The organism is Isoptericola sp. NPDC058082 (assembly GCF_042885055.1).
Taxonomy (GTDB): domain Bacteria; phylum Actinomycetota; class Actinomycetes; order Actinomycetales; family Cellulomonadaceae; genus Isoptericola.
In genome coordinates, this window is the sequence record NZ_JBHVSQ010000004.1 from 1 (window position 1) to 12013 (window position 12013).

8 protein-coding genes and 1 pseudogene are annotated in these 12013 nt (G+C 74.0%); 4 read left to right on the forward strand and 5 right to left on the reverse strand.

The window, feature by feature from the left end; genetic code table 11:
- Positions 1-599, reverse strand: a pseudogene (locus ACFVS0_RS06950) (hypothetical protein); the annotation flags it as partial.
- 282 nt (positions 600-881) lie between these two features.
- Between ACFVS0_RS06950 and ACFVS0_RS06955 the strand changes: the two are divergent.
- Genes ACFVS0_RS06955 through hrpA form a run of 3 tightly spaced genes read left to right on the forward strand, consistent with a single transcriptional unit; the run spans position 882 to position 7111 of the window.
- Positions 882-1652, forward strand: coding sequence for a CPBP family intramembrane glutamic endopeptidase (locus ACFVS0_RS06955; RefSeq protein WP_430587531.1), 771 nt, complete (start codon positions 882-884; stop codon positions 1650-1652).
- Positions 1639-2580, forward strand: coding sequence for a CPBP family intramembrane glutamic endopeptidase (locus ACFVS0_RS06960; RefSeq protein ID WP_430587532.1), 942 nt, complete (start codon positions 1639-1641; stop codon positions 2578-2580). The genes ACFVS0_RS06955 and ACFVS0_RS06960 overlap by 14 nt, the downstream gene beginning before the upstream one ends.
- A gap of 43 nt (positions 2581-2623) precedes the next feature.
- On the forward strand, positions 2624-7111 hold the full coding sequence (gene hrpA, locus ACFVS0_RS06965; RefSeq protein WP_430587533.1) for an ATP-dependent RNA helicase HrpA: 4488 nt from the start codon (positions 2624-2626) through the stop codon (positions 7109-7111).
- An 18-nt stretch (positions 7112-7129) separates the two neighbouring features.
- Here hrpA and ACFVS0_RS06970 read toward each other — a convergent pair whose 3' ends face one another.
- From ACFVS0_RS06970 to ACFVS0_RS06980, 3 genes are all read right to left on the reverse strand, one after another.
- Positions 7130-9361: a hypothetical protein gene (locus ACFVS0_RS06970; protein ID WP_430587534.1), complete on the reverse strand. Its 2232-nt coding sequence runs from the start codon at positions 9359-9361 to the stop codon at positions 7130-7132.
- Positions 9362-9609: 248 nt separating this feature from the next.
- The gene (locus ACFVS0_RS06975; RefSeq protein WP_430585705.1) at positions 9610-10050 is read right to left on the reverse strand and encodes a DUF4267 domain-containing protein; all 441 of its coding nucleotides are present in this window, start codon (positions 10048-10050) and stop codon (positions 9610-9612) included.
- A complete protein-coding gene (locus ACFVS0_RS06980; RefSeq protein WP_430587535.1) occupies positions 10050-10523 on the reverse strand; it encodes a cupin domain-containing protein in 474 nt (157 codons plus the stop codon). The genes ACFVS0_RS06975 and ACFVS0_RS06980 overlap by 1 nt, the downstream gene beginning before the upstream one ends.
- Positions 10524-10607: 84 nt before the next feature.
- Between ACFVS0_RS06980 and ACFVS0_RS06985 the strand changes: the two genes are divergently transcribed.
- On the forward strand, positions 10608-11105 hold the full coding sequence (locus ACFVS0_RS06985; protein WP_430587536.1) for a MarR family winged helix-turn-helix transcriptional regulator: 498 nt from the start codon (positions 10608-10610) through the stop codon (positions 11103-11105).
- Positions 11106-11120: 15 nt separating this feature from the next.
- On the opposite strand, the gene ACFVS0_RS06990 is transcribed toward ACFVS0_RS06985, so the two are convergent.
- Positions 11121-11999, reverse strand: a complete 879-nt coding sequence (locus ACFVS0_RS06990; protein WP_430587537.1) for an endo alpha-1,4 polygalactosaminidase — start codon at positions 11997-11999, stop codon at positions 11121-11123.
- Between the last annotated feature and the right edge of the window lie 14 nt (positions 12000-12013).

Here is a 12013-nt window from a genome sequence, read left to right on the forward strand (position 1 = left end):
CCCGCGGCGCCGCCGCCGCCGGCGCCGGCGACGAGCAACGGCGACGCGCCCGGGTCGCCGCCCCAGAGCGCCGTCGTCCCGCCACCCGCCGAGCCGCGCGGCGTGCTGCCCTGCGCGGTGCCGCCCGGGCCGCCGTCGCCGAACGGGCGGAGGTCGCTGGCCGCGTACCCGCCCCAGCCGATCGTCACGTTCCAGGTGGCGCCGCCGGCGCCGGTCACCGGTACGGTGCCGGCCACGAACGCGCCCGCGCCCCCGCCCGGCGCGGCGGCGAACGGTGTGGCCGAGGCGCCGCCGCCACCCGCGCCCCACATCCGGGCGTCCACCTCGGTGACGCCGGGCGGGACGCGCACGGACTGGTTCGCCGGCGGGTTGGTGAAGGTCACGACGACGCAGTCGGTGAACGCTCCCGTCGGCGTGCAGCCGGCGACGTCCGCCGCGGCCGGCTCGACCTCGCCGAGCACCGCGCTCCCGCTCGCGAGTGCCGTCCCGAGGACGAGCGCGCCCACCGCCAACGCCCCGCGCCAGCCGCGCCGGACCGGCCCCGGGCGCGCGCCGTCCCGGTGGCGTCGCGCCCCCGCGCTCGTGTGGTGTGACCGCACCGGACCTCGCAGCAACGTCGTCACGGCGCCGCCCCCGCGACGCCGTCCCCCCCTGACGCCGGCCGGCGGCGCCCTGCCCCCGAGACCGTCGCCCCGGTCATCGCGAGGCTAACCAGCGCACGCCGATCGCGCATGAGATACGCGACTTACCCCGGCTCACCGGTCGCGGTCCGAGGGCGCCACCCCGACGATAAGAACGCGGCGGCGCGGCCGTGCACGGTCCGGGAACGTCGAGCGGAAGGCGGTGGTGTCGTGCGCGTACGGCCTCGTGCATGGATCGGCGTGGCGGTGCTCCTGGGGTACCTGGTGATCGTCGTGGTGGTGGGCGCGATCGCCGGGGTGCCGTTCGACGAGGTCGGGACGAGCGCGGAGTCGATCTACCGCTCCACGGTGCCGTCGTTCGTGGTCGGCGCGGTCTACCTCGTCGCCGTGACGACCGCCCTCGGCTGGTGGCGGCCCGCCCTGCACGACCGGCACCCCAGCGCGCGCCGGTGGCCGATCGTCGTGCCCGTGCTCATGGCGCTGCTCGCGCTGGTGAGCTTCGCGCAGACCGAGTGGTCCGCGTTCGACGCGTCGTTCCTGATCGCGCTGCTGCTGCTCGGCGTCGGGGTGGGGTTCTGCGAGGAGCTGGCCGCGCGCGGCGTCCTGCTGGTCGCCCTCCGGTCGCGCTACCGGGAGGTCGGGGTGTGGCTGCTGAGCACCCTGCTGTTCGGCGCGATGCACCTGGCCAACTCGCTCTCCGGGCTGGCGCCCGAGAAGGCGCTGCTCCAGGCCCTGATCGCGGCCGGGTCCGGCGCGGTGTTCTACATCCTGCGTCGCGTCACCGGATCGCTGGTGTGGGCGATGGTGCTGCACGGGCTGTGGGACGTGTCGGTGTTCACGGTGAACTTCGTCGACGACGAGACGATCCCGGTCGCCGGGCTCGCCACCCCGCTGATCGGCCTGCTCGGGCTCGCCGTCGTCGCGTGGGTGATCCGCGGCGCCGACGAGCGCACGGGGGCCGACGCGCCCGCTGCCGTCGAGGCGGAGGGCGCCGACCGTGCGCGTCCGTGACCTGCCGTTCGTCCGCGCGATCGACGAGGGGCGACGCCGCACACCGATCTGGCTGACGTACGTCGTCGGCATCCTGCTCGCCGTGCTGGTGGTGCAGGTGCTGATCGGCGCCGGGATCCGGCTCGCGACCGGCCACAGCACCGACCTGTCCAGCTTCGCGTCGCAGGTGATCGAGGGCGTCACCGACCTGTGGCCCATCGTCATCGTGCTGCTGTGGGTGGTGCTCTACGAACGGCGCCCGGCGGGGTCGCTCGGCCTGCGCGACCGCCGGTGGTGGGCCCGGATGCTGGTGGGTCTCGTGCTCGGCGGGGTGCTCGTCACGCTCGGTGCGCTGCCGTCGATCCTGTCCGGGCAGCTGGTCGTGACCGAGGGCGGGCCGGGCACCCTGGACGGCACCGCCGCGCTCGGCCTGGTGCTGGCCACCCTGCCGATCTGGCTGATCCAGGGCAGCAGCGAGGAGATCGTGTTCCGCGGCTTCCTGCTGCAGCGGCACCTGTACTCGTGGCCCGCCTGGCTGGCCGTCGTGTTCCTCGCGGCGCTGTTCGCGTTCATCCACCCCGGCGGCAACCTCCTGGCCAAGCTCAACATCACGCTGTTCGGCATCTTCGTGAGCCTGCTCGTGCTGCGGCAGGGCACCCTGTGGACGGCGATGGGGATCCACGCGGGCTGGAACATGGTGCAGGGCAACGTGCTCGGCATCGCGGTGAGCGGTGAGGGCCGGGACAACACCCTCGTGCGGCTCGCCCCCGCGGACGGGTCGAGCGCGGCCCTCACGGGCGGCGAGTTCGGCACGGAGGCGAGCGTGTACCTCACCGTGGTGCTGGTGGTCGTCGTCGCGGTCGCGTTCGTCGCGCTGCGCCGCCACCTGGCCCGGTCCGACGACAGCGCGGCCACGGGCCCGGCGGCCGGGGTGGCGGCCGCCGCGTAGCGGGGCACGAATCACCTTGCGGCGCTTGAGAGAATGGGACGTCGTGAGCACCGAGCCCAGCCCCGCACCGCAGTCGTCGTCGGACGACGGCGGTGCGCGTCGTCCCCAGGACCGGGAGCACGGTCGGGGTCGCGGCCGTGGTCGGAAGCGGGGGCAGGGCCGCGGGAACGCCGGGAACCGGCGCGGCCCGCAGCGCACCGGCCCGCGCCGGGTGAGCCGCGAGCAGCTCGAGAAGGCCGCCGCGCTGCGCGCCGCCGTCGAGGTGCCGCCGATCGTCTACCCCGAGCAGCTGCCGGTCTCGGCGCGGCGGGAGGACATCGCCGCCGCGATCCGCGACCACCAGGTCGTCGTCGTCGCGGGCGAGACGGGGTCCGGCAAGACGACGCAGCTGCCGAAGATCCTCCTCGAGCTCGGCCGCGGCCGGAAGGGCCAGATCGGGCACACGCAGCCGCGCCGGATCGCGGCGCGCAGCGTCGCCGAGCGCGTCGCGGAGGAGCTGGCCACCCCGCTGGGCGGCGTCGTCGGCTACCAGGTGCGGTTCACCGACGAGTCCAGCGACGACACGCTGGTCAAGGTGATGACCGACGGCATCCTGCTGGCCCAGATCCAGCGGGACCCCGACCTGCTCGCCTACGACACGATCGTCATCGACGAGGCGCACGAGCGGTCGCTGAACATCGACTTCCTGCTCGGCTATCTCTCGCGACTGCTGCCGCGGCGGCCGGACCTCAAGCTCGTCATCACGTCCGCGACGATCGACTCGGAGCGCTTCGCGGCGCACTTCTCCCCGTCGCACCTCGCCGAGGTGGGCGGGGCACCCGAGGCCGTCGTCGACGTGCTGCCGGACGCCGCGCCCGTCGTCGAGGTCACCGGCCGCACGTACCCGGTCGAGATCCGCTGGCGCCCGCTGTCCCCGGACACGGACCCGGACCAGCCCAAGAAGGCCAAGGGCGAGGAGAAGGACCTGGTCACGGGCATCGTCGAGGCCTGCGACGAGCTGATGCGCGAGGGCCCCGGCGACATCCTCGTGTTCCTGTCCGGCGAGCGGGAGATCCACGACGCCGCGGACGCGCTCGAGGGCCACCTCAAGGACCGCGTGCGCGACGCCAAGCGCCCGGACCACGTCGAGATCCTGCCGCTGTACTCGCGGCTGTCGGCGGCGGAGCAGCACCGGGTGTTCCAGTCGCACCCGGGCCGGCGCATCGTGCTGTCGACGAACGTCGCGGAGACGTCGCTGACGGTGCCGGGCATCCACTACGTCGTCGACCCGGGCACGGCGCGCATCTCGCGCTACTCCAAGGCGACCAAGGTGCAGCGGCTGCCGATCGAGCCGATCAGCCAGGCGTCGGCGAACCAGCGGTCGGGGCGCTCGGGCCGCGTGGCCGACGGCGTCGCGATCCGCCTCTACTCGCAGGACGACTTCGAGAACCGGCCGGAGTTCACCGAGCCGGAGATCCTGCGCACGTCGCTCGCGTCCGTGCTGCTGCAGATGATCTCGGTCGGCGTCGTCACGACGCCCGACGACGTGGCGAAGTTCCCGTTCGTCGAGCCCCCGGACACGCGGGCCGTGCGCGACGGCGTGCAGCTGCTGTCCGAGCTCGGCGCGCTGGAGACGACGGACGGCGCGACCCGGCTCACCGACGTCGGCCGCACGCTCGCGCAGCTCCCGATGGACCCGCGCCTGGCGCGCATGATCATCGAGGGCTCGAAGCGCGGCGTCGCGCGCGAGGTGGCGATCGTCGCGGCGCTGCTGTCCATCCAGGACCCGCGCGAGCGGCCCACGGAGTCGCGCGCGCAGGCCGACCAGCTGCACGCCCGGTTCACCGACCAGACGTCCGACTTCCTCACGGCCCTGAACCTGTGGGAGTACGTGCGCGGCCAGCAGCACGAGATGGGCTCGTCCGCGTTCCGCCGGATGTGCAAGGCCGAGTACCTCAACTTCCTGCGCATCCGCGAGTGGCAGGACGTCGTCGCGCAGCTGCGCGAGATGGCCAAGCCGCTCGGCATCGACATGTCGTTCAAGCCCCGCGCTGCGTCCTCGGTCGAGGACGAGGCGGTCGAGGTGGACCATCGCCTCACCTGGGACGACGACACCATCCACCGGTCGCTGCTGGCCGGGCTGCTCAGCCAGATCGGCATGCAGGACACGGGCGAGATCAAGGCGTCGTCGGTGGCGCACCTGCGCGGCGAGGCCCGCGCCCGCGCGCTGCGGCAGGCCGCGAAGCGCGCCCGCAACGAGTACGTCGGCGCGCGCGGCGCCCGGTTCGCGATCTTCCCCGGCTCGCCGCTGAGCAAGAAGCCGCCGGAGTGGCTCATGGCCGGCGAGCTCGTGGAGACGTCGCGCCTGTGGGCGCGCGACGTCGCCCGCATCAAGCCGGAGTGGGCCGAGGAGCTCGCGGGCCCGCTCGCCAAGCGCACGTACTCCGACCCGCACTGGTCCACCAAGCAGGGCGCGGCCATGGCCACGGAGAAGGTGCTGCTGTACGGCGTGCCGATCGTCGCCGACCGGCCCGTGCTCTACGCCAAGGTGGACCCGGAGGCGGCGCGCGAGATGTTCGTGCGGCACGCGCTCGTCGAGGGGCAGTGGACCACGCACCACAAGTTCTTCGCGGAGAACCGGCGCCTCCTCGCCGAGGCGGAGGAGCTCGAGGCGCGCTCGCGGCAGCGCGGGCTCGTCGCGTCGGAGGACGACCTGTTCGCCTTCTACGACGAGCGCGTGCCCGACGACGTCGTCAGCGCCGCCCACTTCGACCGCTGGTGGAGGACGGCGCAGCGCGAGACGCCGGACCTGCTGACCTTCACGCTCGACCAGCTCGTCGACTCGGGCGCCGTGGACACGTCCGAGTTCCCGGAGACCTGGACGCAGGGCGAGGTCACGCTGCCCCTGACCTACCAGTTCCAGCCCGGCGCGGCGGCCGACGGCGTCACCGTGCACATCCCGCTGTCGATCCTCAACCGGGTGGCCCCCGAGGGCTTCGACTGGATGGTGCCCGGCCTGCTCGACGAGCTGTGCGTCGCGACCATCAAGTCGCTGCCCAAGGCCGTGCGCGTGCAGCTCGTGCCCGCGCCGGACGTCGGCCGCGCCGTCGCCGGCTGGCTGCGGGAGAACACGCCGGCGTGGGAGGACATGACCCGCGCGGGCGACATGGCCGAGCCGTTCCACGTCGCGTTCTCGCGCGCCGTCCGCGCGCTGCGGGACGTCGTCATCCCCGACGAGGTGTGGGACGCCGAGCGCGTCGAGCGGCTGCCCGCCCACCTGCGCATGACGTTCCGGGTCGAGGACGCCGCCCCCGCGCCGTCGAGGGGCGCCGCGAAGGGCAAGGGACGCGGCAAGGGACAGGGGCGACGTCCCGCCCCGGCTCCGCTCGACGAGTCCAAGGACCTGCTGTCGCTGCAGAAGCGCCTCGCGGCGCAGGCCGAGGCGGCCGTCCGCGCGGCCGTGAAGGGCGCCGTCGGGCTGGCGCTCGAGGAGGCCCGGCGCTCGGCGGGCAGCCCCGCCTCGCCGACCCTCGCGCCGACGCCGGGACGCCCCGCGCCCCGGCCTGCCGCGTCGTCCTCCGCGCCCGGCGCGAGCTCGGTCGTCCCCGAGCAGACGGACCTGACGACGTGGCCGGAGGGCCTGCCCGACGGGCGCCTGCCCGACGCGGTGTCGACGGACCTCGGGGGCGGCGTCGTCGTGCGCGGCTACCCCGCCCTGGTCGAGGAGGAGGATGCGCGGCGCAAGCCGTCCGTCGCGCTGCGCGTGCTCGCCGACGCCTCGGGGCGCGACGTCGCCCACGCGCGCGGCGTCCGGCGCCTGCTGCTGGCCGAGACCGCCCTGCAGACGGGGCGCGTCACGTCACGCTGGTCGTCGTCGCAGTCGCTGACGCTGGCCGCGGCGCCGTACCGGAACACGGAGTCGCTGGTCGCCGACCTCCGGCTCGCCGCCGTCACCGCGCTGACCAGCCCCGACGCGGAGAAGGCCCCCGGCACACCCACCGGCGGCCCCGTGGCGGCGCAGGTCCGTGACGCGGACGCGTACGCCGAGGCGCGCGCGTTCGTGCGCCGGCACCTGGAGGACGAGGTGCACCGGGTCGTCGGGCACGTCGTCGCCGCGCTCACCGCCTGGCGGACCGTCGAGGGCGAGGTGCGCTCGTCGTCGTCGCTCGCCCTGCTCAACACGCTGCAGGACATCCGCGAGCACGTGGCCGGGCTGGTGCACGACGGCTTCATCGCCCAGACGCCCCCGCGCCGCGTGCCGCACCTGGTGCGCTACCTGCGCGCGGCGTCGTACCGGCTGGAGAAGGCGCAGACCAACCCGGCGCGCGACGCCGAGCTCGCCTGGCGCGTGCACGACGTCACGGAGGCCTACGACAAGGCCCGTGCCGCGTACGGCGCCGGCCCCGCCGACCCGGTCCGGGCGGCGGAGCTGGCCGACGTGCGCTGGCTGATCGAGGAGCTGCGCGTCTCGCTGTTCGCCCAGCAGCTCGGCACCGACGGCGCCGTCAGCGAGAAGCGCATCCGCAAGGTGCTCAGCCCGAACGGCTGGTGACCCGGCCCCGACGCCGCGTCAGCTGCGGTAGGCGGCCCTCCCGTACCCGCTGCGCGGCGCGGCCTCGCCCTTCGGCACCAGGAGCACCTGCACCGCCGTTGGCCGCGTGGTGTACGACGACGTGCCGGACGCCGCGCCGTCGTGCGCCCAGCCCAGCCAGCCGACGCCCTGGACGTACGTGCGGTAGTAGAGGCGGTAGTGGTCCGCCATCGCACCCGTGAGCCGCATGCGGTACGCCGAGGTCGGCGAGCCGTAGCCGGTCGACCCGGCCGTGCGGTCGTTGCCGACGTACGGCCGCCATCCGTCGCCCTTGACCTTGGCGGAGACCTGCACGCTGCCGGAGTACCGGCCGTCGAGGTCCACCCGCACGGCGTTGAGCCGCTGGGGCGCGCTGACGCTGTCGGCGCGACCCGCCGTCGAGCCCCCGCCCATGGGCACGCGCCACACCTTGCTCGGGTGCATGAACGCCTCGACGTGCACCTGCTTCTGCGTCGTCCGCGAGTAGTACGGCGCGTTGCCCGTCCCGGACGCCGTGGGCGTCGTCCCGTGGCGCAGCACCTTGATCTGCACCGCCTCGATGCGGCTGCCGTAGCCGACGGTGCCCGACGTGCCGCCGTTCGTCGCCCAGCCCAGCCAGCCGCGCCCCGGCACGTAGACGCGGTAGAAGACGTCGTAGTACGGCGAGACCGGCCCGGCCGTGTCGATGCGGATCGCCTCGAGCCGGCGCTTCCCACCGATGCTCCCGACGTAGGGCACGTTGTCGGTCTTCTGGATCTTCTGCCCCGACCACCCCTGCCCCTGGACGTAGCCGCTGATCTCGAACCACATCGCGGAGTATTCGCTGGGGCCAAAGCTCGTGGCGTAGGCCCGGGATCCCGGCGTCGCCGACAGCATCTCGACGGTGTACCCGCTGCCGGGCCAGCCCGCCGTGTCGCCGTCGCGGGTGGTCCGGTAGGTGAACCGGTGCTCCCAGTCGAACCTCGTGAACTTCACGCCGTAGTCGACGTGCATCTCGTCGCGGTCGCCCACCAGGACGGACGACGACGTCACGGAGCGCGGCGTCATGCGCGGGCCGTGCGCGGTCACCCTCACCGAGAGCCGATGGCCCTGATCGGTCGGGACACCGAAGTAGTCCTTCGTCGTCGCGCCCTTGAGCGCCTTGCCGTCGCGCAGCCACTGGTAGGTGTAGGACCACGGAGCGGGCGAGAACCCGGACACTCGGGCAGTCAGGTCGGTGGTCACGCTGACCCTGCCGCTGTCCGAGCCGACCGAGACCTTGCCGCCGCTGAAGGGGCACGAGCCGGCGCACACCCGCGCCGTCGTGACGACGGGCGCGGCCCCGGCGAACTGCCGGTACTCCACCTGCAGGTCGCGGAACCCCGTCCCGAGGGCCGCCTCGTCGACCAGCACCGGCTCCGACATCGAGTCGAAGGTGGTGCGCCCGAGCTCCGCCCCCGTCGACGAGCGGACGATGGCCTCGCCCATCGGGAACGATTGGCCGTCCCTGCCCCTGAGGTCGGCGGAGAGCCTGACGTTGACTGGGACGCGTCCGTCATCCGGCGCGGTGTCGTTCCCCACGCTGAGGGTGACAGCCGGTGCGGGGCTGACCGCGCTGCCTGCGGCGACCTTGAACCTCCGCGTCTCCCAGGCCCCCCGCACCCCGTCGGCGTCGATGCCCGCCACCACGAGGAAATGGGTCCCGGGCGTCGACGGGACGACGGGGATCTCGGCGGTCCCGTCCTCGCTCGCCTCGATCTGCGTCAGCTCGGTGGGCTGGGTGCCGTCCGCGTCGGTGAAGCCGTACTCGAACGCGACGGCGTCACCTCGCACCTTCGGGACCGCCACGAACGCCCCGGGGACGCCGACGCCTCCGCTGTTCACGGAGGTGTACACCCCGGGCTTGCCGAGCACCGGGAGGACCTCCGGCCAGTGCGGGCCGCCGTGCAGCTCGAAGGCGCAGTCGAGCGCTTCCTCGGAGAGCCCCTCGGCCGACACGCCGCGCACCCGGTACGTGTACCGCTCGCCCTCCACGATCCCGTGCGTACCGCGGACGAGACTCACGCGACCCCGACGGTCGCGCACCTCGACCTGCGTCGCGTCCATCCGGACGTCGCCGTCCTGCTCGAGCACCTCGACGCGTGCGGTCGTCACCTGGGCGTCGGCGAACGCGAACTCGAGGAGGACCGTGTCGTCGGCCTCGCCCTCGAACGTCGTGACCAGCGGCTCGGAACGACACACCTCGCCGTTCACCGCCAGCACCGTCGGCGCAGGCGGCAACCCTGCGGGCGTCGCTGCCGTCGCTGGCCCGAGCCCGGCCGTCACGACCGCCAGGGCGCTCACGCCGACCCACAACGGTCGTAGCCTCCGGGCCGTCCGCGTCAGACGCCCGCGCGCCAGACCTCGCTGCTGCATCGTGCTCCCCGCTCCTGGCAGAACACCCGGACGGCGCCGTCCGAGGGCGAAGACGCACGCTCGCCGAGCGGGAGCATAGCGCCAGGTCAACGGCTGCTGGAAGCGCCCTGGAGAGCCGCGGTCGGCGCGGTGGTCCGGGTCGCCCGTGCCGGCTTCTCCGTCAGCAGCAGCACGCCGGTGACGACCAGCGCGAGGGCGGTCAGCCCGTGCACGGCCAGCGCAGTAACGACGGACCCGCCGGTCGTCAGGATGAGGACGGCGTCGGCCAGCGGGACCACGGCCCAGAGGGTGAGCACCCACCCGAGCGCGCGACGCTGCCCCGTGAGCAGGAGGGCGAGCGGGACGAGCCCGGACGCGAGGTCGCGGGCCCCCTTGGTGGCGAGGAAAGACGCGGCGTCGCCCTCCGGCCAGACGGCCATGCCGAACTGCGGCGCCGTGGCCGCGGGGAAGAACAGGTAGCTGATGCCGACGTAGCCGATGCCGAGGGCGAGCAGCACGGTGAGGCCGGTGGCCAGGTGCCGGCGCATCAGGCGCGCCCGCCCCGGGAGAACGGACCGAGCACGCGGACGGCGGCGCGGGTGACGGCCGACGTGGGCCGCATGACGTCGCGATAGGCGTGCAGCACGCCGGCGAGCGGGACCAGGCCGGCCCGGCCCTCGCGCTGCAGCCGGTCCATGGCGGTGAAGAACTCCTCGACGCGGCCGGCCGGGGTGCTGAGCCAGCGCAGCACGGCCGGCTCGTCCCCCGGGTTCCACATGTGGTGCGCGGTGCCGCGCGGGACGACGAACGACTCGCCCGCGGCGTAGTCCCGCTCGCGGTCGGCGAAGCCGACCCGGATGGTGCCCGCGAGCACCGTGAACTCCTCGTCGTGGTGCGGGTGCACGTGCTTCGGGGGTCGCTCGCCCCGCGGCTCGTAGGTGGCCTCGACCTCGAAGCGGTCTGCGGCGGAGTCGAGCACCACCAGGGACTCGGACCCGTTGAGCGTCAGCGTCGTCGTCATTGCTCCTCCTCAAGTTACTTGCGTACGAGTGACTTGGAACGAAGCTAGACCCCAAGTAACTCGCGCGCAAGCTAAAGTGGCCGGGTGGACGACAACGACCGCATCGACGCCCTGGTCCAGCAGTGGGCCGACCAGCGCCCCGACATCGACCGCGACACGATGGCGCTCCTCGCGCGGCTGACCCGCGCGGCGGCGCTCGTGGACGCCCGGACCGAGAGCGTCGCGGCGGACTACGGCGTGAACCGCGGCGACGGGGACGTCATGTTCGCCCTGCGCCGCGCGGGCGAGCCGTACCGCCTGTCCCCCACCAGCCTCGCCCGGGCGCTCCTCATGACCACGGGCACGATGACGGGCCGCCTCGACCGGCTGGAGAAGCGCGGCTGGATCGTGCGCGTGCCGAGCGCCCACGACCGGCGCAGCCTCGACGTCGAGCTCACCGCCGAGGGCAGGCGCCTGGTGGACGAGGCCGTCACGAAGCACGCCGCCGGACAGGCCGAGGCCGTCGCCCCGCTCACCAGCCGTGACCGCGCCGATCTCGACCGCGTCACGCGCAAGCTCGTCGCCCACCTCGCGCAGGGCTGAGCCCCCGCGACGACGTCAGCAGGCGTCGTACAGGTAGCCGTCCTCGCCGGCGGCGACGAGGTTCCGGTCGCGCAGCACGGTGAGCGGCGCGCGGTCGGGGAGGCCGCACACGTCGTCGAACGTCAGCCCCGCGTCGTCGAGGGCGTCGGGGTACTCGACCTGCAGCACGTGGTCGCCGTAGACGTCGGTGTACGCGGCGCACTCGTCCCACGCGGCGCACTCCTCGGTGACGGCGAGGTCGAAGCCGAGGTCCTCCTTGGCGGTCCGGGTGATCTCGGCGGCGTTCTTCTGCGCGACCGCGAGCCCGGCGCCGTGCGCGAGGTCGACGTACGCGCGGGCCAACGCGTGCGCCCCCGCCTCGTCGATCTCGTCGAACCGCGTCCACGTGTCGAGGTTGTCGAGCTCGACGGCGTCGAAGCCGGCCTCCGCGCACCCCGTCACCACCGGCCCCAGCACCTCGAGGATCCCCGCGCGCTGCTCGGCCGTCGACGGGTCCAGCACGTGCTCGTCCGGCCAGTCCGGGTCGACGACGAGGTCGCCGTCGGCGTCGTGCAGCAGCAGGTCCTCGTGGCCGGCCCACAGGTCGTCCTCGCCGGGCTGCGTCTGGAAGCCGTTGACGTAGCAGACGGAGTACGCCCCGGGCAGCGGGTCGGCCGTCGCGTCACGGACGACGACGTCGATCGCCGTCGGCCCGTCCCCGGCCTCCACCTCGTCGTACGCGCCGCCGAGCTGGTAGTCGAAGGTGCCGCTCGTCGGCGGCAGCGCGACCTCCGGCGTCGTGCCGGAGGTCGCGGGCGACGACGAGGCCGCCGGTCCGGACGTGCAGGACGACGTCGCCGCGAGCGCCAGCGCGCCCGCCAGCACAGGTGTGAGCACCGCCCTCGTCCGTCGCATGCCCCGAGTATCAC

What these genes read in the sequence shown, in the direction of transcription:
- ACFVS0_RS06990 (WP_430587537.1), bottom strand. Translation starts at nt 11,999, where the DNA reads ATGCGACGGACGAGGGCGGTGCTCACACCTGTGCTGGCGGGCGCGCTG.
- ACFVS0_RS06980 (WP_430587535.1), bottom strand. Translation starts at nt 10,523, where the DNA reads ATGACGACGACGCTGACGCTCAACGGGTCCGAGTCCCTGGTGGTGCTC.
- ACFVS0_RS06975 (WP_430585705.1), bottom strand. Translation starts at nt 10,050, where the DNA reads ATGCGCCGGCACCTGGCCACCGGCCTCACCGTGCTGCTCGCCCTCGGC.